Source organism: Rhizobium sp. SRI_017, from assembly GCF_057586295.1.
Genome location: NZ_JBYCZP010000027.1, coordinates 28642 through 50193, shown reverse-complemented (window position 1 = coordinate 50193; position 21552 = coordinate 28642). Strand labels below are relative to the sequence as shown.

Below are 21552 nucleotides of genomic sequence, written 5' to 3'. Positions count from 1 at the left end.
GGGACCATGGGCGAGGCGAAATATTCGGAAAACGTCGGAACTGCGGGCAAAGCTCGGAAAATTCCGGATCGCTATTCAGGTTGGCCCACGGCGTCGCTGGAAAAGTGACGCAGCCAAACTCTTGCTCGAGATTTGTTGCGTGTCTCGTAGGCTTGGATTGCTTGTCGAAGGTCGCCGAAGACCGGCGTTTCCCTGTCAGCCCCGATCTCGGTCAGCCGCATCGTATACCACGCCGTTATCCCTCCCTCCGGAGCATCCGAGAACCTGGGAAAGAGCGGCTCGGGTTGCTGGTCTGTTTTCCAGAGCTCGGGAAGGTAAGGCTCAAGGACGAGCGCGCGTGCAAGACCGACTATGTCAACTGCACCGCTTGCGATAGCCTCTTCGGCCTGTGAGCGCGTCTTGAAGCCGCCTGTCAGCATAAGGGGCTTGGTCGTTACCGCGCGGGAGCGTTTTGCAAACTCTAGGAAATAGGGTCCACGGCCCGCTCCGTCGGAGGCGGACTTCGCTCCAGGGAAATAGGTGCCGCCGCTGATGTCGATCAAATCGACTGACGACCCGTCCAGCGCCGCCATCACCTTGAGCGCGTCTTCCTGATCGAACCCACCCTCGAGCTGGTCTGACGAGTTGAGTTTCACAGCGATGGGGAAATCCGATCCGACAGCGGAGCGGGTTGCTTCGATAGCTTGCAACAGCGGTCGCATTCGGTTGGCAATTGCTCCTCCGTATTCGTCGCTTCGCCTATTGAAAAGTGGCGAAAGAAACTGACTCAGCAAAAATCCGTGTGCCGCGTGAATTTGCACACCACCAAAACCAGCCTGCTGTGCCAGCCTGGCCGTTGTTGCATACTCCGAGGGTAATTGACGCATCTCGGCCGATGTTATTTCCGCACAGCGCAAACCTGGCAAATCAAGAGCACTCGGGCCTCTGGGGTTGCTGGTCGGCGCGTAGGCAAGCGCGCCAGCGTGACCGAGTTGCAGCCAAAGCTTGGTGCCATTTTCGCCACCGCTTCGGGCAAGTTCCCGGAACCGTTCAAGATCGGAGGATGCGTTAAGCACCAGATTGCCGGGGTTTTCGGCGTAACCGGCGGTGAGCTGCACTTCGCCGATTATGGATGCCGCCACTCCCCCTCTCGCCCAGCGCTGATAAAGCCTGACCTGTTCGGCTGTCGGATGGCCGGTTCCGTCGCCCAATGAATCCGACATAGCTGATTTCGCAATCCGATTATTCAGCGTTAGACCACAAGGCAGTTGCAGCGGCTCGAACAGCATCCCACGGTGTTGCATTTGAATTTCCGCGACCAAGAATTCGGCGTTTATCTTTATCCACGAAAACTCGTGGCACGTTGGTAAAAGGTCAGGACTCCCGCTGGCCGACCCGCTTCAGAGATCGGACACGGCTATCTGGAGGCGAAACCGATCTTAGGCTTAGGCTGAGCGAGCGATGCCAAGTTTGGCTGCCATGTTCACCAAGTCGGGAAGCGAACGCGCCTCCATTTTGCGCATGACCTGACCTCGGTGGGCTTTGACCGTTATCTCACTGATACCCAGTTCGAAGGCGACCTGCTTGTTCAGCAGTCCCGTGACCACAAGCGCGAGCACTTCCTGTTCGCGCCGGCTCAGCGATGCGTAGCGGTCCCTGAGGTTTTGGACATCGGATGCAAATGCCAACGAAGCCCTGCTGCGATCGAGTGCCGCGGTGATCGCAGTTAGCAATTGCTCGTCATCGAAGGGTTTGGTCAGGAACTCCGCCGCACCGGCCTTCATGGCCTTCACCGTCATTGGTACATCGCCATATCCGGTGACGAAGATGATTGGCATGTCGGAATGCTCCTGTGCCAGCCGTTCCTGCAGATCAAGGCCGTTAAGATCCGGAAGGTTGACGTCCAGTATGAGGCAGTTCGGGGTGGGCGATTTCGAAAACTCAAGGAACTCTTCGGCAGACTTGAAGATTTCTGGGCGCCAACCTGCAGCCTTTATCAGCAGTTCGAGCGAGTCTCGAACAGAGATGTCGTCATCAACGATGAATACAACCGGAATATCCTGCGACATCGACTGACCTCGGTAGGGCGCTGAGTGCATTAGGTTCGCATGCATCGGTTATAATCCTCCGTTTCGTCGTAGCAAGACGCCGCTTAAGGCTCGCCAAGCGCCATACTGAGCGCTGCTTGAAGTGCATCGTCGCCAAAAGGTTTGAACAAGCAGTCCACTGCCCCTTGCTTGATCAGGCGCGGTCGAACGGTATCGTCCTTCAGCGCTGTGATGAAAACCGTCGGGATATTGTGGCCGGTGCGTATCAATTCACGTTGGAGTTCGGGACCTGTCATTCCGGGCATCGCAATGTCGAGAACAAGGCACATGGTCTTGTCGATAGCATCCGAGGACAAGAACTCTTCCGCCGACGAAAACGCACCGACACTGAAGCCAAACGCCTCTATGAGGTCGGGAAGCGATTCACGAACTGATTCATCGTCATCGACCACCGACACGTGTTGGTGTCTTGTACTCATTGAATCCTCACTGACTGATAAGCGTCGCTCTCGCTTCGTGTCGGGGCAGGGCGTTGCTTCTTCGCTGCCTCATCGCCTGTGGAGTGTTGGGGAACGGAAAAACAAAAGGTAACCCCCCGGCAGTCATTCGTGCGCGCCCAAAGGCGCCCATTGTGGCTTTCGATGATAGAGCGGCTGACGGAGAGCCCGATCCCCATGCCGCCCGTCTTGGTCGTATAGAAAGCTTCGAAAACCCTATCCGCATCGACTGCCGAAAATCCGATGCCGTCGTCCTCGACCGACAGGCGCACCTCGCCGTCGACGCTAGCCTCCGTCCGGATCAAGATTCGCCTTGTGTCATGCTTCACGTCATTGACCGCGTCTGCAGCATTTCGCAGAAGATTCATGATCACCTGCTGAAGCTGGATACGGTCCCCTGCCACGAGCGGCAGTCCTTCGGCAAGTTCGGTACGCACGGTGGCGCGGCTTCGGATGATATCCCCCCGCGACATGGAAATGGTTTCACGAACAGCGTCGTTGAGATCAACCGGACCGATCGTGATTTGCCGCTTGCTGAAGAGGGCGCGTAGCCGACTGATCACATCTGCCGCACGATTGCCGTCACGAATGCTGCGCCGTGCCGTCTCCTTTGCAAGCTCTATGTTCGGAGGGTCGGCAGCAAGCATTCGGAGGCAAGTGCTGGCATTGGTGACAATACCCGCCAGCGGCTGATTGACCTCGTGGGCGAAGGAGGCGGTCAGCACGCCGAGGCTCATGATCCGGGTGACTTGTGCGAGTTCGGAGCGCAGTTTCTCAAGCGCCTCCTCGCCGGATCTGCGCCGCGTGATGTCAAGGACGGTCCCGATGTACTCGACCCGGCCAAATTCGTTCGGTGTCCGGTGAGCAACCACGTGGAGATGCTTGATCGACTGATCCGGCATCACGATCCGATGCTGGTAGTCCAGAGTGGGTTCCTTTCGCTCCAGCACGTCTTCGATCATGGGCAAATCCTCCGGATGCACCTGACCAAAAACTCGCTCGGCTGTCAGGGTCGTTCCGGGCTCGATTTCGAAGATCTTGTAGAGCGCGTCCGACCACACGATCGCGCCGGTTTCCACATCCCAGGAAAGGCTGCCCATACGGGCCAGGCGCTGGCCCTCCGCCAGAAAAGCCTCGCTTCGCCGGAGATCGTCTTCCGCTCGTTTGCGATCATCGATATCGATGTTCGTGCCATACCACCGGACGATGCGCCCTTGATCATCGCGCAGCGGATTGACCCGATGGAGAAACCATCGGTATGCGCCGTCAAACCGGCGCATCCGGGCTTCGCATTCGCCGAGAGTTCCCTTCGCCAAAGTGGTCTTCCAGACATCTGCCAGCTTGCCGATGTCGTCGGCATGCACGGCCTCCGTCCAGCCCCATCCGCGCGTTTCCTCCAGGGAACGGCCGAGATAATCGAGGTAGAACTGATTGAAGAAATCCGCCACACCTTCCGTGTTTGCTGACCAGGCCATGGCCGGGATCGTGTCGATGATAAGCTGGAGGTTGTGTTCGCTGGCCGTCAAAGCCTCTTCGGCGCGCTTTCGCTCGTCTATGTCGATTAGTAGGTTATACCATCGAACGATCGTCCCATTTGCATCCCGGAGCGGCAGGCCCCGGGTCTGAAACCAGTGATAGACGCCATCGGAACGTCGAGTCCGTACTTCAAAGTCGAAGGGGTCGCCTGATGTGAGTGCGTGGGTGAAAAGCTCGATCGCGCGAGGCAAGTCATCCGGGTGGGTTGAATCCGTGGTCGTCCAGCTCTTTAGCTCTTCGAATGTCTTGCCATAGAATTCAAGAATTTGATCGCTCGCAAGTTCGAGTTCTCCGTCTGGGGCGAAGACCGCGATCATTCCCGGAATGCTGTCAACGATCAGACGCGCATATTCCTCGCTCTCGCCTACCGCTTCTTCCTTGCGCTTTCTCTCATCGATGTCGATGTGCAGAGCGTACCAGCGGATGATGCGCCCGGACTCATCCCGCAAGGGAATGCCTCGCACTTGGAACCAACGATAGCTTCCGTCTGCGCCGAGGAACCGTTGTTCGGCATGGTAGGGGTCACCGGTCGACAGCGCATGCGCCGCTTTCCCCAACACCGTGTTGAGATCGCCAGGATGGATGAATTCGGCAAGCCCCCGGCACCTCAATTCCTGCTCGGACTTGCCGAAGTATCGGATGGCCTGTCTGTTCAGAGTGATGATCTTACCAGAAGGATCAAGTACTTCCACGCCAGCGGGGATACTATCCAGGATCAGGCGCGCGTCATGCTCGCTCTCACAAGGCGCGTCGGTTGCCGGCGGGTGCTCGTTGATATCAACGGCGGCGCAGACCCATTTTACGACCATTGATGTTGCATCGACAACTGGACTCAATCGCGTGTCGAACCATTGATAGCGGCCATTGGCGTCGCGAAGGTGAGTTTTGACAGCCTCGACGTTGCCGGAACCCGCCCGAGGCGTTCCGTGTGGAAGTAGATTCAATCGTCCGTCGGGCTTAATGGTAGCGGCCCAGTCGAGCTCTTGCGCAGCATCGAGTGTGAGCCCGGTGTATTCGGACCAGATCCGGTTGACAAAGTCGATCCGCCCGTCAGGCAGCATGGTCCAAACCATGACCGGCAAGGCGTCCAACAGCTGGCTTTCATCGATCGCCATGGCCATCCATTTCTCACTCCGCGCGTCAGATCATTAGGCGGCCCTCCTACCAAGGTCTATTGTGCTTTGGTGTCGATCCTAAACGTGCTGCAGTTGCTGGGTGCCATGCAAACTGTATCGCCACGGCGCTTCGCAATCGCTCTCCGCTCGAAGCCAATCGATCCAAAGGTATCGTCCACACCTACGTACAATAGCCTCCGCGGGTCGCTCATTCATCATCCTCGAGAATTTTAGAATTCAAACCGTGGCGCGGATGCTGGTGCGGTCCGGCCTGCCAACAGAGCGAATGCTGCCCGTCGAGCGTGTCATCCCGCCTCGAATTCCGATGCGAACACGATGGGCAACGTTTGGCCACGGCGGTAGCGCCAACGGCCATCAAGGAGCGAGAAATGAAAAGCAAATTATTCCTATTGGCGGCGCTCGTCGCCTTGGCCCTCGCAACGGTGCAGGTAATTGCGGACGATATGATAAGCGAAGGCCGCCCACCGTTCACCGTTATCTATGTCAGCCAGATCGACGCCGAGGGGCAGAAGTCCGCCATACGGGCGAAGGCAACCAGAACCAGGGTTGCCGAAATCCAGCGAGAGATTGCGTCCGACCCCGTATTGGTCCGCAAGCTCCGTGCTCGCGGCATCCAATTTCGCAACATTATTGGTCGTGAACGCTCATTCAACGGCCGCTTGATTTTCTACGTGCGCTGAAACGCGGACATGAACTCCCACGGAGATTTGTCATGAGCGGAAACATCCTTGCCATTTCAACCGGCGTTGCCAGCTTCGATTCACCAGATCGCGGCATTAGCTTTCCGGATTGGTTCTTTAGTCTGGCCGACAGACAATTTCAGGCATTAACGCCTGGATATGTCGGCGGCGGCACAAGTCGCGCGGCAGACGGTAGTCGGCTATGTATCGCTGTTGAACTCCTCAACGACAACGTGGCGGTCCACAGATATGTCGAAAGGCAGAGCGATCCTGATCGCTGTTATCTGAGATCGCGATCCGACTATTTCCATAGCCTCGGTCAGACAACGCTCGATATCGCATGGGACATGACGGTCGCGCAAATCTCGTTTCGCCGAGCACAAATCATGAGCACGGTGGTGGTCCGCAGCACACCCGAGTTCGAAGCACTCATGGCGAGAAGTGGCCACTCCTTGGACAAAGAGATCCGCCAGCTGCAACGCTACGTGGACGACCGATGCAGCAGAGAGACATCCTCCCTTGCCAACCAGGTCCAGGCTCACGCAAGTGGACTGACACCTGAAGTGGCACTTGGGGCCACCCAGAGGGGGAATGGCCAGCTTATTGCGGATGCGAGCTGCAGCACATTCATCGACGTGCCCTATGGGCAGATCGACCTCTCAGATTGGCTATTTCGCCTGTCTGATGGCGCATTTCGGGCATGCTCGGCGGCGCATCTAGCAGCTGGTGCCTCTCATGTTCCCTCATCTGGGTTCGAGTTGCTGACGGTCGAACAGCCCGGAACGCTGGTCGTTCATCACTACCGCGCACTGATCGCGACGCCGGGCCACTGCCGACTTGTTTCTCCGAATTCGGATGTGTTCGTGGGCGGCACGCGAAGTACGGTATCCACCTTCTGGAACCTGTCGCTCGCGGCCTATGACCAGAGCAAGTCCCTCCTTACAAATCATCTTGTGATCAAATCGACGCCGGCGTTGGAAACATGCCTAGCCCGCCAGGGATTCAAAGCGGGTGATGTCCGGAGCGGGCAGACGGCCGTTGTTGCAGACCACGCCTACGAGGAAACGCCAAGGATCGCGCGCGAGATAGAATGCCTTGTGAAGGCCGCGAGCAGCGGTGCGGCTTCGACCGTCGACGACGAACATCAACAGTTGGCTGTTTGAACGAATGCCCGCGCCGCCGGCCGAAAACATGCGCTGACACCTTCGTCCAATTGATTCCGCCAGCAGCGTGACCGACGTCATGGCAAATCAAAGATTGTGTGGGTCGGTCTGCAATTCGAAGTCCATGAAAGGATATAGTTATGTTCAAATTGCCCGGCTTGATTGCCTTTTTCTTGGCTCTCTGCACATCGATCGCTTCGGCCTGTGGCGGGGAACAAGCCACGCGAGCCAGGAATCTGGAGCTCGGTTATCTTCAGATCAGTTCGGACATTACGTTGCGAAGGATGGTAGCTCATAGCCCAACCGCAGCCGGTACCGTGCTGCTCTTGCACGGATTTCCAGAGACCTTGTGCGTCTGGAAGGACATCGCACTTCAACTTGCGCCGAATTACGAAATCCATGCGATTGACTGGCCCGGTTACGGCTTCTCGTCGCGGCCACCGGCCCGGATTTTCTCTTACGCGCCGAAAGAATATGCCCGGGTTCTGCAGCAGTATGTTGAGAAGGCAGGTATCGATAAGGCGAGTCTGACTATTTACGCGACAGACATCGGCGCATTGCCGGCGCTTCTTGCGGCGATAGAGGATCCGCACCTTGCCAAGACGATCATCGTCGGGGACTTTGCACCGTTCGATAGGCCGCAATACATGTATGAAAGTCTGCAAAGCCTGAAATCCGAGCACTCAGCTGCCAAGACCCATGACTACATGAACAGGACAAGCAATGAAATCCTCGAGAACGCCTTCAGGAGAGGATTGTCAGTCGACGCTCAATTCGCGGTGTCCTCGGAGCTCAAACACGACCTGTTCATCGGATGGAACCACGGCGAACTGACGTCGGCCGATGCGTTCTTTCACTACTACTCGAAGTTCACCCAGGACCAGCAATATTTCGAGGCAAACATTGGCAAGCTGCGAACTCCTGTCAGGATCGTCTGGGGTGAGGAGGATATCTACATCAAGAAGGACATGGGTGTTGAGCTGGCTAAGAAAATCGGTGCCGAGCTGACCATCCTGCCTGAAATCGGGCATTACCCTCATTTGCAGGATCCAGAGAAGGCAATAGAAGAAATCCGGGCTACGTTTCGATAAAATTGCGCCGCTGCTGCGACTGCAATCGAATAGGCGGTGGCGATCGACCTAAGCCGAATTCTGTAAGGGAGATCGAGCACATGAAAGCGCAGGTCAACTGGATCCAGGACCGGACGTTCATCGCCACATCCGAAAGTAGGCACAAAGTCCAGATGGGAACGGCCGTGTCTTCCCACGACCAATCTCCGGGACCGAGTCCGATGGAGCTGATATTGATGGGCACAGGTGGATGCCTGGCCTTCGATGTCGTCCAAATCCTCGAGAAGGGGCGCGCGGCGGTCGAGAACTGCACTTTAGAGCTTGATGCTGAGCGTGCCGAACGGGACCCGAGGGTGTTCACCGAGATTCATATACGCTTTACGGTAGTCGGCCGGGCCCTCGCGCGGGACAAGGTTGAACGGGCAATCGATCTATCTCTTGGGAAATATTGTTCTGCCAGCGCAATGCTCGCAAAAACTGCGAAAATCTCCCACACCTTGGAAGTGATTGATTCTCTTCAAGTTTAGACGAATGGTGCTGCCCCCGCGAGGGTGCTCAGATCAGAACAGTTCCACTCAGGTGTCGTCGGACCATGATCTTGCCTTCGAACCAAATCTAGCGATGAGTGCGGCGAGCTGGTATCGGCGATACTTACGTCTTCCACCGCGTTGCCCACTGTCTGTCATTCCCCGGAAACCGATACCAAGGGACAATGGACTTCCGATCCAATCCCTCGCATGTTCGTGTGTCCGCACACACGTAAAGGGTGGCAATGAAGACGTCTCTCGGTCCGGTCTTGGATGCGCTCCCGGCTATGGTTTGGACCGCGACGTTGAGCGGAAGTGTCAATTTCGTCAATCGACGTTGGATCGAATACACTGGCAGTCAACAGGAAGACGCTCCAAATCATGCGTGGCAGTCCACAATCGACCCGGACGATCTGCCTGCATCGCTGGAGCGCTGGCGCTCGATTTTCGTATCCGAAAAAACGGGTCGATTGGAAACCCGAATGCGCCGGTCCGACGGCGAGTACTGTCGAGTGGTGTTCGAGTGCAGTCCTGTTTTCGGCGATCACGGGCGCATCACTGGATGGTGCGGGATGGAGGCCGACGTCCGTGATTTCCGCCAACCAGACGAACGGAAGCAGTTTGAAGAGGCGCGGGGTCAAAGCCAGAAAAGCCTCGGCCTAATCATCAACACCCTGCCGGTCATGGCGTGGTCTATGTTGCCCGACGGCACCCCGGAGTTCTTCAACCAGCAGTACATGAACTATATCGGCCTTACTGTGGGAGAAAGCAGGGATTGGGAATGGACTACCGGGCTATCTGAATATTGGGATCTAACAGCCGCGGTCCATCCAGACGACCTGGAGGGTCTGGCCGCAACGTGGCAGACAATCTTGGCATCCGGCGAACCAGGAGAAGCGGAAGCGCGGTTGCGTCGGTACGATGGGAAGTACCGGTGGTTTCTTTTTCGGGTCAATCCTTTGCATGATGATGCTGGCAATGTCATCAGATGGTACGGCACGAGCACAGACTTTGACGCGCAAAAGCGAGCTGAACAACTAATTCGCGAAAGTGAGCGTAACTTCAAAACAGCGATCGACACGATCCCGGCGATGGCATGGTCTGCTCGCCCAGATGGTGCTGCGGAGTTTCTCAATCAAAACTATCTCGACTATGTCGGACTCGAGGCCCAAGACGCGCAGGGTTGGGGTTGGACATTGGCCGTTCATCCTGATGACAAAGCTGGACTGGCCGCAACATGGCAGGCGATCATCTCATCCGAGAGCGATGGGGAGGCGGAAGCCCGGTTACGCCGCGCCGATGGCGAGTATCGATGGTTTCTGTTCCGCGCTAGTCCTCTACGCAATGCAGCAGGGACTATCGTTGGATGGTACGGGGTCAACACCGACATCGACGACCGCAAGCGTGCCGAGACCAACCTCGCTCGGGAAAAACATTTGCTCGAAATGATCGTTTCCGGCAGTCCGCTTCGCGACGTTCTCGAAGCATTGTGTCGTATGATCGAGGAGGATGCGCCGGGGTGCTATTGCGACGTTCACCCAATCGATTGGAACGGCCCTTCCATCGAGTACAGCGTGGCGCCCTCGCTTTCAGCAACATATAGCGAGCCGATTGCCGGGCTCTCGCTCAACGGCGACTTACTGCCGTGCGCAATAGCAGTTCGTCAAAGGCAACAAGTGGTTTCGGAGGACATGGAGTCGGACCCACGATGGCTGACGTCTCCGGTGCGAGCCCATGTCCTGGAGCACGGTTTGAGGTCGGTCTGGAGCACGCCGATCTGCGCGAAGGATGGAAGGGTCCTCGGCACATTCTGCGTCTATCAGAGCAAGCCCGCTACTCCGTCTGCTGACGATCAGGATCTCATTGCTCACGCGACTCACATTGCAAGCATCGCCATCGAGCGTTCGAGAATCGAAGCAGCGCTCAGGCGTAGCGAAACATTGCTCGCAGAAGGTCAGAGGCTGAGTTCAACGGGCACGTTTTCATGGCGTGTTGATACGGATGAGGTCACCTTTTCGGAGGAACTACAGCGCATCTTCGAGTTCGATCAGAATGCGGTGGTGACGCTTGAGAAATTTCGAGCTCGCATTCATCCTGAAGACTTGCCGCTGGTTCTTGCTCAAATGGATCGGATTCGCGCAGGTCTTGATTATTCCGGTTACGATATCAGGTTGAAGATGCCTGACGACAAGGTGAAGTACCTTCGCACTTTCGGTCGAGTTGTCAGGCATCAGGATGGAAGTTTGGAGTGTCTGGCCGCGGTTCAGGATCTGACTGAGCGCAGGCTTGCAGAAGACGCATTAAGCAAAGCAAGGTCTGAGCTTGCCCATGTCGCGAGAGTAACAAGCCTAGGCGCGCTAACGGCATCGATCGCCCATGAAGTCAATCAACCGTTGTCCGGTATCATAACCAATGCTGGCACGTGTCTTCGCATGTTGGCGGCCGACCCACCGAACATGGAGGGTGCCAAGGAGACTGCCCGACGTACTATTCGGGATGGCAACCGGGCGGCCGACGTGATCACGCGACTGCGCGCGCTTTTCAGCAAACGCGCTGCGGCGATTGAAGCAGTCGATCTCAATGAAGCCGCGCGGGAGGTCATCGCTCTGCTATGGAGCGACCTTCAGAGAGGACGCGTGGTTTTGCGTACTGCGTTCGCCGAGGACCTTCCCCTTGCAAGCGGCGACCGCGTGCAACTCCAGCAGGTCATCATGAATTTGTTGCGAAATGCCGCCGATGCCATGAGCGGCATCGACGATCACCAGAGGCGGTTGTTGATTAGCACCGAACTGGACGGCAACGATCTTGTACGCCTCAGCGTGCAGGACAGCGGCGTAGGCCTGGGAACGCAAGATGTCGAGCGGCTGTTCCAGTCATTCTACACAACCAAAGGTGATGGCATGGGCATCGGCTTGTCGGTCAGTCGTTCCATTATCGATGGCCATAATGGCCGCTTGTGGGCGACATCAAATGTTGGCCCTGGAGCAACCTTCTCGTTTTCCATCCCTCAATACTCAGGGGATCAGGCGCTCACTTCCCAAAGCAGTGCTGCGCAAACATCGTCATCAGCAGTGCCTAAAGTGTAGCGGGGATATTATGAAAAGTGCGCATCCACTCGTATCGGTCGTCGACGACGATGAGTCGGTACGAGAATCGTTGCCGGATCTCGTCAAGGAGTTCGGTTTCGATGTGAGGGCCTTCTCCTCGGCGGAAGAATTTCTCGCGTCCGACAGCATCGGGGGGACGAGCTGCCTTATCTTGGACATCGCCATGCCTGGCATGACTGGCCCCGAGCTGCAGGCCGAACTCGAGCGTCGTGGTCACGATATTCCCATTGTCTTTATCACGGCGCTCAAGGATGAAAGTGTACGTCAACGCCTTATCAGGAAGGGCGCCGTAGATTGCTTGTACAAACCGTTCAGCGATGCCGCCCTCCAGGACGCCCTCGAGACGGTGCTCGGTGAGCCCTGACATTCTGGCACGATCCATCACCTCATCCCGGCGATCACGGTGGGTATCAGCTCAGAAACCGTGGGATGGATCGGGACCGCCCACTGAAGATCGCGATATGGCATTCGACCGTTGATCGCGTCGAGCACGCCGTGTACGGCTTCGTCACCACCAGGGCCGAGGATCGCTGCACCCAGAATTTTGCCTGTCTCGGAGTTGGCAACTATCTTCATCAATCCCAGAGTCTCCCCTTTCTCGACTGCGCGTCCCACTCGCGTCATGGGGCGGGTGCCGACCAGAACGGGCAGACCTGCCTCGCGCGCTTCCTTTTCGCTCATTCCTGCGCGCCCCAGTGGCGGGTCGATAAACAGCGCATAGCCCGGAACGCGGTCAGACAGCTTGCGATCTTCGCCATCGAGCAGATTGGCTGCAACGATTTCGAAATCGTTGTATGCAGTGTGGGTGAAGGCGCCGCGTCCGTTGCATTCGCCAAGCGCGAACACCCCCCTGATATTTGTTTCGAGCTGTTCGTCAACGACAACATAGCCGCGGGCATCACGCGCGATTCCGACCTGATCAAGGCTCAAGTCATCGGTGTTGGGTTGGCGTCCGAGAGCGAGGAGCACATGGCTGCCGATCACATCGCGAGGCTCGCGCTCACAGTACAGACCAACGCGAATCTCATGACCGTGTGGTTCAAGTCGGATACACTCTGCATTAAGTCTAATGGCAATGCCTTCACGCTCGAGAATGTCCCTAATCGAGGACGAAATATCCTCGTCCTCGCGGGCCACCAATTGCGAGCTCTTTTCCACGATTGTCACTTCCGCGCCGAAACGACGGAACATCTGAGCAAATTCGAGGCCCACGTAGCTGCCGCCGACGACGATGAGATGGCGTGGTATCTGATCAAGGGCCACCATATCGGTATTGTCGAGCGTTTTGACTTTATCGATGCCGGGAATGGGCCGCCGCGCCGCCCTACCGCCGACATTGATGAAGATCTTCGGCGCCGAAAGCATCTCGCCGTCGACCTCGATCGTGTGGGAACCTCTAAACCGGGCATGTCCATGGAGCAGGGTGCAGTTTTCCATGCCGCCCAGCCAGTTCTCCAGGCCCGAACGGGCATCTAGTACTATTTTGGCGGAGCGGGCGTGAACTTTCGCCATATCGACCTCGATCTCGCCAGCGATCGCTATTCCGAAGTCGCGCGCGCGTCGAGCGAGATGTGCCGCGTAGGCGCTTGCAACCATTGCCTTGGTGGGCATGCAGCCAGTGTTGACACAGGTCCCGCCGAGGAACTTGCGTTCGACGAGGGCCACTTTCATGCCAGCCGCCGTCAACCGCCCCGCAAGGGAGGGGCCCGCCTGTCCGGCACCGATGATAATCGCGTCAAAGCTGCGGTTCATAGCATGCTCCTGGTGGTCGAATGCGCGATCGCGCCGTTACGAGCTGTCTGGTGCAGCCAAACTGGCAGACGCCGATGTCAAATCCATTGCACGATGGTATCGACGATACCTTTGGATAGCCGAGGTCGACCAAGGGCATTGATGCCAAGGTATTGGCAACACCATCGTGCAATGGATTTTCCTCCGAGCGTGCACGAACTTTTGCCTTGGCACCACGATGACACAATCGTGCCAGGGAGAAGGAAATCTCGCTATGAAGCTGTTGTCACTCATCTCGCGGTTTTATCGGCGCTTGTCGAATTCATCGCGCTCGTCACCGGGCAGAGCAATGACAATAGACAAGATGCCTCAAGAGACCGAGGCAGATTACCGCCCCCACTTTCTCCCCGACCACCCGTTGTCGGTTCGGCTGCCTCCACGACGACACCGATAGATCCGCCTAGAGCGAGCACCCGCCAGTTGACCCCAAGACGAGGGCAAGACAATGCGCTTATTTGAAATATCAGTAGGTATGATCTCTGTTGGTTGCCTCGCTGCCGCAGTCGTCAATGTGGCAGGAGATTCCATCACGCCGGAGCGTCGCGTCGCGACGGCTGTCGCTCGGAAGACGGCAGAACCGCAGTTTGATGAAACGGTGAGGCTTGTCTTCGAGCGGGCTATCCCGAACGTTCCGGGCAAGAGCCTGATCGCGCTTGAGGTCACCTATCCGCCCGACGGCAAGTCGCCCCCACATTTCCACGCGGGCTCGGCTTTCATCTACGCACATGTGCTGTCGGGCGCGATCCGAAGCCAGGTCGATGGCGAACCCGCCAGGGTCTACCGGGTTGGCGAAGGTTTTTACGAAGATCCCGGCTCACATCACAAGATAAGCGAGAACGTCAGCGCCAGCGAGCCGGCGAGCCTGCTCGCCGTCTTCATCGCCGATCCCAAGGACACCCTGACAGTCCCTGAACTGAAGTAAGGACGACGACGATGTTCCAGCGCATGAACTATGCAGCTGCTGCGCCCGGCGGCGTGAAGGCGTTAGGTACTGTCTACGGCTATGTAGCGCAAAGCGGTTTACCGCCAGCCCTGGTCGAACTCGTCTATCTTCGCATCTCGCAGATCAACGGCTGCGCATATTGCATCGACATGCATAGCCGCGAATTGCTTAAGTCGCAGGTTTCGGTCGAGAAGCTGGCACTCGTACCAGTCTGGGAAGAGGCCGCCGGCTTGTTCAACAGTCACGAACAGGCGGCCCTGAAGTGGGCGGAAATCGTTACTCGGGTCAGCGAGACCCACGTGCCGGACGAAGCCTACCGCCAGGCCAGAAGCGCGTTCGGTGAGAAAGAACTCGTCGACCTCACGATTGCGATCGGATTGATGAATGCTTTCAATCGCCTCGCGATCAGCTTCCGGGCCACGCCGGCTGCAGCCGTGTCGCCTGCCTAACTCATGTTGGCAACAAACGGAGGTACTTCCATGACAACGAACAGTGTTTCCCCAGAAGAGACGAAAGCCCAGGCTGTCGCTCCCCTGTCGATGAAGGCGTGGCGTGTGCATGAATTCGGCCCGCCGAGTTCCATGCTGCTGGAAGATGTTGCCGTCCCGCATCCCGAACCGGGTGAAGTTCTCGTCAAGGTCCGGGCCGCGGGGGTTGGCCCCTGGGACGGGTGGATCAGAGGTGGAAGGAGCGCGCTGCCTCAGCCGCTTCCGCTCACGCTCGGTTCTGACCTCTCAGGAGAGATTGTCTCGGTCGGATCTGGCATCACAGACCTTCGCGCCGGCGATCAGGTCTATGGCGTCACTAATCCGCGTTTCATCGGCGCCTATGCCGAATACGCGCTGGCCTCTGCCGCGATGATAGCGCCGAAGCCGGTCTCGCTCAGTCATGTCGAAGCGGCTTCCGTTCCCGTGATAGCGGTCACGGCATGGCAGGGTCTGTTCGATCAGGCGAAGCTGACGGCCGGCCAGACCGTGCTCATCCACGGTGGCGCGGGCAATGTCGGGGCCTTTGCAGTACAGTTCGCCCGCCGCGCCGGCGTTCGTACGATCGCCACGGCTGCGACCGATGAAATCGCTTTTGTCCGAGACCTCGGAGCGGAAACTGTGATCGATTTTCAGACAGAGCGCTTCGAGGACAAGGTCAGCGATGTGGACGCAGTGCTGGATCTTGTCGGTGGCGAAACGCAGAATCGCTCGTTTCAAGTCTTGCGCCGCGGCGGGAGGCTGGTCTCGGCTGTCTCGCAGCCTGACCAGGCATTGGCGAAGAGCCATGGGGTCGAGGCGACCTTCTTTCTCGTCAAGGTTGGAACGGGCCATCTGGCGGAAATCTCCGACCTCATTGACCAGGGCGACCTCAAAATACGTCTCAGCACTGTTTTGCCATTCGCGCAGGCACGCGACGCTCACCTCATTCTGGAAGGGCAGCGTCGCGCGCCGAAGGGAAAGATTGTTCTTGCCCTGGGCGCGACGGAATAGCGGGCGATAATCGTCCCCAATCATGCGCCATAGCGTTCCGTCTTGATCAAGGTCGGCTCAATGCCGGCCGCAATTGCTCCCTCGGCCGCTGTCTCCACGAACGGATCCGAGCCACAAATCAGCACCTGTTGAACCGGTACTGTCATGGCGTTGACGACGTCCGCGATGAGGGCTGCATCGATGCGTCCCGTCCGGAACGAATGCGATCCCGTGTCCCGCGTCAGCGTGGTTATCAGGGTGAAACTGCTGTCCAAGGCGGCCAAGTTCGAAAGCTCATCAAAGAACAGCAAGTCCTCACGCGATCGCGCAGAGAACACCAGAGTCGCAGGAATGCGCGATCCGGCGGCTGCCCTGTGGCGCAACATGGACATGAACGGCACGACGCCGGAGCCGCCGCCGATGAACAGCACGGGGCCGCCATCGTCGGGGCGCCATGTGAAGTGCCCGCCGATCGGGCCACCCAGCTCGATCTCGTCGCCAGGCTGCGCGACCTCATGCAGGAATGGGGACACCTCGCCGTCATCGAACTTTTCGATCGTGAGCTCGAGCTCGCCGATCCGATCAAGCCCGGGATCGGAGGCGATCGAATAGTTCCGTTGGGCGCGATAGCCGTCCGGTGCCGTCAGCCGCAATACGACATGCTGGCCGGGGCGGAACGCAATGGGCTCCGGGAGTTGGAAGAAGAAGCTCTTGACGCGGGGCGAAAGCGTCTCGATCCGTTTGATGATTGCGGTTTGCCACTGCATCGTAGTGTCAATCGTTGGTGTAGCGCTGTTCGCGCCAGGGGTCGCCGTAGCGATGGTAACCGCGCAGCTCCCAGAATCCGAGCTCATCGCGATCCGTGAACTGGAGCGCATTCACCCATTTTGCCGACTTCCAGAAATAAAGATGCGGCACCAGCAGCCGCGCTGGCCCGCCATGTTCGATCGCAAGAGGCTGGCCTGCGAATTTGGTCGCAACCATGGCCTTGCCGAGGAGCAGGTCCGCCGATGGCACGTTGGTGGAATAGCCCCCATAGGAATGCGCAAGCGTAAACGGTGTGGGCGCTTCGAGATTGGCATCGGCTAGAAGATCGTCGATCAGTACCCCTTGCCAGAAGGTGTTGAACTTCGACCATGTCGTGACGCAGTGGATGTCGCGCGTCATCTTTGTCTGGGGGAGGGCGCTGAACTGCGCCCAGTTCCATTTCGCAACGACGCGTGGGCCGACCTTCAACGCGAAGGCCCAGTCCTCGGTGCTGATTCTCGGCGTCGATCCGGCCGACAGGACGGGAAAGTCCGGAACAGCGTGTTGACCGGGCGGAAGGCGATTGGCTGTCTCTGAATTCTCAGTTCTGCCTGTAAAGCCGCGCGTGACCATCGGGATGCCCCTTGAGGGTTAGAACCAATCAGCGCATTTGTCGTGCGCTGCCTGATCAAGATGAGGAGAAGACGTCGATTTCGCTGAGATCTATGGAAACCAGAAGCAGATCGGTGATAGGCCTGCAGTCGGGCCCGCGCGCGTAGGCGCGGCGTCTGGTCGGCAGACAAAACCCATCCGCTTCGACATAGCTCGATGTCAGTTGGGCGGCCGCCAGGCCATCGGCAATGTTCACCGTGTAGTCGTGGCGACGCAGCATCAGGTCGTCGTCGAAGAAGAAATCCTGGATCATGGAATGCGTTTCGATTGAACCCGGAAAATGGACGCGCAAGACACGCCACGCCTCGTCGGCTTCCTGCCACGTCTCGGTTTCTTCGACCCGGACGCCATCCATCGCCAGAAGGAAGGGCGTCGTCAGATAGGTCCACAGCGCCTCGCCGTTGAAATAGGCTCGCTGCAGCGGATCCCATGGCGTGCTGATCCGGTGACCGGCAAACGAATCCCTCGGCGCCCGGCGCTCGGCGACCAGCGTACCATCCAGCTTCTCAATGGCTATCCGATCCGGCGTGAACATTGTGCGCTGGTCGGCCGCCCCAAAGGGTGTAATCGACGAACGTTCCTCACGCAGCCATGCGGTCATGCGGCGTGGGGACGAGTCCTGCGGCATGCCCTTGAGCGCGAAGAGTCCGCCGCCGCTGACGATCGTCGCCTCGATCCGTTCGTGCCGCAGCCAACGGTCAATGCCACCATGCGCTTCCAGTATCTGTGACAGCAATTGGTTCATATCGGGCCCTCACTCATGCCGGCTGTTTTAAGACTGCAGAGTCGATCGGCAATTGTCGCAGTCGCCTGCCGGTGGCCGCGAAGATCGCGTTGGTGACGGCCGGTATGATGCATGAGGTTCCGGTTTCACCTATGCCGCCCGGCGGTTCCGAACTGCTCACGATGTGGACCTCGACGGATGGCGCCTCGTTCATGCGCAGAAGCCGGTAGGTGTCGAAATTTCCCTGTTCGACCCGGCCGTCCTTGAGAGTGATCTCGCCATAGAGCGCAGCGGTAATGCCGAACATGATTCCGCTCTCGATCTGCGCGCGAACGGTGTCGGGATTGACGACGATGCCACAGTCCACCGCGCAGACGACGCGTCGGACACGCACGGTTCCGTCGTCGGCCACTTCGACTTCGGCAATCTGCGCCATATAGGTCGCGAAGGCGTTCTGGACGGAGACACCTCTTCCAACTCTCGCGGGCGCCTTCTCGCCCCAGCCCGCCTTCTCGGCGGCAAGTGCGAGAACGGCCTTTGCCCTCGGCGTCTTGTCGAGAAGACCGAGCCGATAGGGGACAGGATCCTGTCCTGCCGCGTCGGCCAATTCGTCCAGGAAGCTTTCGGTGACGAAGACGTTGTGCGAGGGGCCGACGCTCCGCCAGAACGCTGTCGCAATGCCCGGAGGCTCCACGCGGACATATTCGACGTGAAGGTTCGCGAGATCATAGACGAGATCTATGGCGCCCTCCGTCGTGATGGGGTCAAGGCCATTGTTGAACGCTTGCGGAAGCCATCGTGCGACCACCGATGAACCGGCGTAACGATTGGTCCACGCCACGGGCCTTCCATCAGCGTCTAGACCGGCGGACAACCGATTGAAAATCATCGGCCGGTACATGTCATGCTGGATGTCTTCTTCCCGCGTCCAAACGACTTTGACCGGACTCTTCACTTGCTTGGCAATTTCGACCGTGCGGCTGACACCATCCACATCAAGCCGCCTGCCAAACCCGCCACCGAGCAGATGATTGTGGACGGTGACCTTGTCGAGCGCGACGCCGGCTGCTTCGGCAGCGGCCGCTTGGGCGCGCGCGATCGCTTGAGTGCCGACCCAGAGCTCCACGCCATTGCTACGGACGTGAGCCGTGCAATTCATCGGTTCCATCGTCGCATGCGCGAGGAAAGGGACGTGATAGGTCGCATCCAGCCTGGTGACCGCGCCAGCCATCGCGCGCTCGGCATCACCGATGCTCTGCGCAACCGGTCCGGCATGGAGTGTCGCCTCTTCGAGTGCGCGGAGGATCGCCTTGGTGTCAAGTTTGGCGTGAGGGCCTTCATCCCATTCGATGATCAAGGCTTCCAGCCCCTTTTTCGCAGCGCCCATATGGTCAGCAACGACCGCGACGGCATCGGCGAGCCGCACGATCTGGCGGACGCCTTTGACGGCCAGCGCGGCTTTTTCGTCGACATTCTTCAGGCGGCCGCCAAACACCGGACACTGCGCTAGGGTCGCGATCTTGACGCCGCGCGGGCGCGCGTCGATTCCGTAGACCGCTGTCCCGTTGACCTTCGCCGGCGTATCGAGGCGCTTGGCCGGCGTACCGATAAGCTTGAAATCCTGCGGTTGTTTGAGTTCGATGTTCGCTTGAACCGACATCCGCGCAGCGTCGGTGGCAATCGCTCGATACTTCAGTCGGCGGCCGGTCGGCAAATGCACCACCTCGGCTCGCTCGGCGCGACAGGCCGAAGGGTCGGTTTTCCAGCGTTTGGCGGCCGCCGCTACGAGCATGGTTCGCGCCGTTGCGCCGGCGCGACGGATCGGCTCCCAGGCGCCGCGGATCGCATTGGAATTGCCTGTCGCCTGAACACCGAGCAATGGATTTGCGTAAAGCTTCTCGTTGGGGCTGGCGTGCTCGAGTTCCACTTGGTCGAGATCGACCTCCAATTCCTCGGCAAGCAGCATCGGAATGGACGTGTATGTGCCTTGGCCCATTTCGACATAAGGCATGGTCAGGACAATCTTGCCGTCGCTACCGATGCGGACGAACGCATTCGGCATAAAAGTATTGCCGGCTGCCTCGGACTCACCAGTTGTGAAGGGCAGGCTGATAGCTAGGATCAAGCCGCCGCTAGCGGCTGCCGAACCCCTGAGAAAGCTTCGACGGGACACTATGTCCATCACCGATAGCTCCGATGCAGTGGCGTCCTGTTGTGCCTGTTGAACGATTTTCATCGCGACCTCCAACCTAGTTCGCCGCAGCCTGTTTGATAGCCGCGCGAATGCGGACATAGGTTCCGCAACGGCAGATATTGCCGGACATCGCATCGTCGATGTCGGCATCGCTTGGGCTCGGATTGGAGGCGAGCAATTCGACGGCCGACATGATCTGGCCGGATTGGCAGTAGCCGCACTGTACAACCTCGAGATCAAGCCACGCCTTCTGGGTCTTCTCGCCCAATTCGGTCTTACCGATCGCCTCGATCGTCGTGACCTCAGATTCTCCTATGCTGTCGACCGGCGTTACACAGGAGCGTGTGCCTATGCCATCGACATGTATGGTGCAGGCTCCACATAGTGCGGCGCCGCATCCGAATTTCGTGCCGGTCATGCCGAGCACATCACGTAGCACCCAGAGCAGGGGCGTATCCGGATCGACGTCGGCGTTGTGCGTCTGACCATTGATTTTGATCCTGAAGGCCATGGTCTCGTCTCCCTGTGACCGGATCGTCGGTCGAAAAAGTCGTTCCGCTGTGTCCGCCCATCCGAATTCGCGGATGTGGCAGGATCAGCCGGTGAGGATGGGAACGCTATTGTCCGATGGTGTTGGTGATACCTTTGGATCGTTTACGGCCGACATCCTGTCGGCAAGGTTGGCCCTCGGGTCGCGGCTGCTGACCGTCGGATCCCGGTGATAGCCGTCAATCCCCGCATTGAAGTTCAAGCTGGCCATCCGCATCTGAGTTGGCACGGGCAAGGTCACGGTCACGACCGTCCCGACACCTGGTTCGCTTTCGATCCGAAGACTGCCACCAACTTCCTCAACAAAGCCTACGACTATCGGCAGACCAAGGCCGCCCATGCCGCCTGCTTTTGTGGTGAAAAACGGATCGGTGGCATGGTGCAGCGTATCGCGGGTCATGCCGAGGCCGCTGTCGGTGACACAAATTTGGATCTCCGTGGCCGCGGATTCGCGTGGATGGGCCGAAGCGACGAGAGAAATCAGGCCACCGCTCGGCATTGCCTCACGAGCATTGGACAGAATGTTCATGAGAGCGTGTTGCAGGCTTTCACGGCACCATGCGACGGCGGGCATCGCCAGCGGCGCGTGCAGTTCGAAACGGATGCCGGGCTCCCAGGTCCTCTGGACCAGCGCCTTGAGCTCCATAAGGCATGGCGTTACATCGTAGGTTTCAGCGGGAATGCCGTTTCCGGGTTTCGTTTTCATGGCACTGACCTCTCCTGCCACAATCG

At 58.4% G+C, this 21552-nt stretch carries 20 protein-coding genes; 9 read left to right on the top strand and 11 right to left on the bottom strand.

The window, feature by feature from the left end; genetic code table 11:
* Window positions 1-71: 71 nt before the first annotated feature.
* From AC2YI2_RS32870 to AC2YI2_RS32855, 4 genes are all read right to left on the bottom strand, one after another.
* A complete protein-coding gene (locus AC2YI2_RS32870) occupies window positions 72-1283 on the bottom strand; it encodes an NADH:flavin oxidoreductase/NADH oxidase family protein (protein WP_487390742.1) in 1212 nt (403 codons plus the stop codon).
* A 141-nt stretch (window positions 1284-1424) separates the two neighbouring features.
* The gene (locus AC2YI2_RS32865) at window positions 1425-2048 is read right to left on the bottom strand and encodes a response regulator transcription factor (protein ID WP_487390741.1); all 624 of its coding nucleotides are present in this window, start codon (window positions 2046-2048) and stop codon (window positions 1425-1427) included.
* A gap of 83 nt (window positions 2049-2131) precedes the next feature.
* Window positions 2132-2506 (bottom strand): response regulator transcription factor, encoded by a 375-nt coding sequence (locus AC2YI2_RS32860; protein WP_487390740.1) that lies wholly within the window; start codon window positions 2504-2506, stop codon window positions 2132-2134.
* Entirely contained in the window at window positions 2503-5181 is a 2679-nt protein-coding gene (locus AC2YI2_RS32855; protein ID WP_487390739.1) for a PAS domain-containing protein, read from the bottom strand. The genes AC2YI2_RS32860 and AC2YI2_RS32855 overlap by 4 nt, the downstream gene beginning before the upstream one ends.
* 383 nt (window positions 5182-5564) lie before the next feature.
* Here AC2YI2_RS32855 and AC2YI2_RS32850 point away from each other — a divergent pair, with 383 nt between their 5' ends.
* The 6 genes from AC2YI2_RS32850 (at window position 5565) to AC2YI2_RS32825 (ending at window position 12107) form a co-directional block, all read left to right on the top strand.
* Window positions 5565-5876, top strand: a complete 312-nt coding sequence (locus tag AC2YI2_RS32850; protein WP_487390738.1) for a hypothetical protein — start codon at window positions 5565-5567, stop codon at window positions 5874-5876.
* A gap of 32 nt (window positions 5877-5908) precedes the next feature.
* The gene (locus AC2YI2_RS32845) at window positions 5909-7039 is read left to right on the top strand and encodes a hypothetical protein (protein ID WP_487390737.1); all 1131 of its coding nucleotides are present in this window, start codon (window positions 5909-5911) and stop codon (window positions 7037-7039) included.
* A gap of 140 nt (window positions 7040-7179) precedes the next feature.
* Entirely contained in the window at window positions 7180-8130 is a 951-nt protein-coding gene (locus tag AC2YI2_RS32840; protein ID WP_487390736.1) for an alpha/beta fold hydrolase, read from the top strand.
* 80 nt (window positions 8131-8210) lie between these two features.
* Complete coding sequence (locus AC2YI2_RS32835) at window positions 8211-8636, top strand: OsmC family protein (protein ID WP_487390735.1); 426 nt, start codon at window positions 8211-8213, stop codon at window positions 8634-8636.
* Window positions 8637-8881: 245 nt separating this feature from the next.
* Window positions 8882-11722 (top strand): PAS domain-containing protein, encoded by a 2841-nt coding sequence (locus AC2YI2_RS32830; protein ID WP_487390734.1) that lies wholly within the window; start codon window positions 8882-8884, stop codon window positions 11720-11722.
* 10 nt (window positions 11723-11732) lie between these two features.
* Window positions 11733-12107 carry a response regulator transcription factor gene (locus AC2YI2_RS32825; protein ID WP_487390733.1) on the top strand — a complete coding sequence of 125 codons (375 nt, stop codon included), beginning with the start codon at window positions 11733-11735 and terminating at the stop codon, window positions 12105-12107.
* A 17-nt stretch (window positions 12108-12124) separates the two neighbouring features.
* On the opposite strand, the gene AC2YI2_RS32820 is transcribed toward AC2YI2_RS32825, so the two are convergent.
* On the bottom strand, window positions 12125-13495 hold the full coding sequence (locus tag AC2YI2_RS32820; RefSeq protein ID WP_487390732.1) for an FAD-containing oxidoreductase: 1371 nt from the start codon (window positions 13493-13495) through the stop codon (window positions 12125-12127).
* A gap of 550 nt (window positions 13496-14045) precedes the next feature.
* Here AC2YI2_RS32820 and AC2YI2_RS32815 point away from each other — a divergent pair.
* The 3 genes from AC2YI2_RS32815 to AC2YI2_RS32805 are packed head-to-tail and all read left to right on the top strand — an operon-like array spanning window position 14046 to window position 15955.
* A complete protein-coding gene (locus tag AC2YI2_RS32815) occupies window positions 14046-14456 on the top strand; it encodes a cupin domain-containing protein (protein WP_487390731.1) in 411 nt (136 codons plus the stop codon).
* An 11-nt stretch (window positions 14457-14467) separates the two neighbouring features.
* Complete coding sequence (locus AC2YI2_RS32810) at window positions 14468-14926, top strand: carboxymuconolactone decarboxylase family protein (RefSeq protein WP_487390730.1); 459 nt, start codon at window positions 14468-14470, stop codon at window positions 14924-14926.
* A 30-nt stretch (window positions 14927-14956) separates the two neighbouring features.
* Complete coding sequence (locus tag AC2YI2_RS32805; protein ID WP_487390729.1) at window positions 14957-15955, top strand: NADP-dependent oxidoreductase; 999 nt, start codon at window positions 14957-14959, stop codon at window positions 15953-15955.
* A 20-nt stretch (window positions 15956-15975) separates the two neighbouring features.
* On the opposite strand, the gene AC2YI2_RS32800 is transcribed toward AC2YI2_RS32805, so the two are convergent.
* The 6 genes from AC2YI2_RS32800 to AC2YI2_RS32775 all read right to left on the bottom strand — a co-directional run bounded on the left by AC2YI2_RS32800 (window position 15976) and on the right by AC2YI2_RS32775 (window position 21526).
* A complete protein-coding gene (locus tag AC2YI2_RS32800) occupies window positions 15976-16701 on the bottom strand; it encodes an FAD-binding oxidoreductase (RefSeq protein ID WP_487390728.1) in 726 nt (241 codons plus the stop codon).
* Window positions 16702-16708: 7 nt separating this feature from the next.
* Window positions 16709-17314: a molybdopterin-dependent oxidoreductase gene (locus tag AC2YI2_RS32795; protein WP_487390727.1), complete on the bottom strand. Its 606-nt coding sequence runs from the start codon at window positions 17312-17314 to the stop codon at window positions 16709-16711.
* A 55-nt stretch (window positions 17315-17369) separates the two neighbouring features.
* Window positions 17370-18098 carry a hypothetical protein gene (locus AC2YI2_RS32790; protein WP_487390726.1) on the bottom strand — a complete coding sequence of 243 codons (729 nt, stop codon included), beginning with the start codon at window positions 18096-18098 and terminating at the stop codon, window positions 17370-17372.
* A gap of 13 nt (window positions 18099-18111) precedes the next feature.
* A complete protein-coding gene (locus AC2YI2_RS32785; RefSeq protein ID WP_487390750.1) occupies window positions 18112-20259 on the bottom strand; it encodes a xanthine dehydrogenase family protein molybdopterin-binding subunit in 2148 nt (715 codons plus the stop codon).
* Window positions 20260-20326: 67 nt separating this feature from the next.
* Window positions 20327-20782 (bottom strand): (2Fe-2S)-binding protein, encoded by a 456-nt coding sequence (locus AC2YI2_RS32780; protein WP_487390725.1) that lies wholly within the window; start codon window positions 20780-20782, stop codon window positions 20327-20329.
* An 84-nt stretch (window positions 20783-20866) separates the two neighbouring features.
* The gene (locus AC2YI2_RS32775; RefSeq protein WP_487390724.1) at window positions 20867-21526 is read right to left on the bottom strand and encodes a sensor histidine kinase; all 660 of its coding nucleotides are present in this window, start codon (window positions 21524-21526) and stop codon (window positions 20867-20869) included.
* Between the last annotated feature and the right edge of the window lie 26 nt (window positions 21527-21552).

Bases quoted from the DNA above. Each gene is read 5' to 3' on its own strand.
- AC2YI2_RS32870 (WP_487390742.1), bottom strand. From the start codon at position 1,283: ATGCAACACCGTGGGATGCTGTTCGAGCCGCTGCAACTGCCTTGTGGT.
- AC2YI2_RS32865 (WP_487390741.1), bottom strand. From the start codon at position 2,048: ATGTCGCAGGATATTCCGGTTGTATTCATCGTTGATGACGACATCTCT.
- AC2YI2_RS32860 (WP_487390740.1), bottom strand. From the start codon at position 2,506: ATGAGTACAAGACACCAACACGTGTCGGTGGTCGATGACGATGAATCA.
- AC2YI2_RS32855 (WP_487390739.1), bottom strand. From the start codon at position 5,181: ATGGCCATGGCGATCGATGAAAGCCAGCTGTTGGACGCCTTGCCGGTC.
- AC2YI2_RS32850 (WP_487390738.1), top strand. From the start codon at position 5,565: ATGAAAAGCAAATTATTCCTATTGGCGGCGCTCGTCGCCTTGGCCCTC.
- AC2YI2_RS32845 (WP_487390737.1), top strand. From the start codon at position 5,909: ATGAGCGGAAACATCCTTGCCATTTCAACCGGCGTTGCCAGCTTCGAT.
- AC2YI2_RS32840 (WP_487390736.1), top strand. From the start codon at position 7,180: ATGTTCAAATTGCCCGGCTTGATTGCCTTTTTCTTGGCTCTCTGCACA.
- AC2YI2_RS32835 (WP_487390735.1), top strand. From the start codon at position 8,211: ATGAAAGCGCAGGTCAACTGGATCCAGGACCGGACGTTCATCGCCACA.
- AC2YI2_RS32830 (WP_487390734.1), top strand. From the start codon at position 8,882: ATGAAGACGTCTCTCGGTCCGGTCTTGGATGCGCTCCCGGCTATGGTT.
- AC2YI2_RS32825 (WP_487390733.1), top strand. From the start codon at position 11,733: ATGAAAAGTGCGCATCCACTCGTATCGGTCGTCGACGACGATGAGTCG.
- AC2YI2_RS32820 (WP_487390732.1), bottom strand. From the start codon at position 13,495: ATGAACCGCAGCTTTGACGCGATTATCATCGGTGCCGGACAGGCGGGC.
- AC2YI2_RS32810 (WP_487390730.1), top strand. From the start codon at position 14,468: ATGTTCCAGCGCATGAACTATGCAGCTGCTGCGCCCGGCGGCGTGAAG.
- AC2YI2_RS32805 (WP_487390729.1), top strand. From the start codon at position 14,957: ATGACAACGAACAGTGTTTCCCCAGAAGAGACGAAAGCCCAGGCTGTC.
- AC2YI2_RS32800 (WP_487390728.1), bottom strand. From the start codon at position 16,701: ATGCAGTGGCAAACCGCAATCATCAAACGGATCGAGACGCTTTCGCCC.
- AC2YI2_RS32795 (WP_487390727.1), bottom strand. From the start codon at position 17,314: ATGGTCACGCGCGGCTTTACAGGCAGAACTGAGAATTCAGAGACAGCC.
- AC2YI2_RS32790 (WP_487390726.1), bottom strand. From the start codon at position 18,098: ATGAACCAATTGCTGTCACAGATACTGGAAGCGCATGGTGGCATTGAC.
- AC2YI2_RS32785 (WP_487390750.1), bottom strand. From the start codon at position 20,259: ATGGACATAGTGTCCCGTCGAAGCTTTCTCAGGGGTTCGGCAGCCGCT.
- AC2YI2_RS32780 (WP_487390725.1), bottom strand. From the start codon at position 20,782: ATGGCCTTCAGGATCAAAATCAATGGTCAGACGCACAACGCCGACGTC.
- AC2YI2_RS32775 (WP_487390724.1), bottom strand. From the start codon at position 21,526: ATGAAAACGAAACCCGGAAACGGCATTCCCGCTGAAACCTACGATGTA.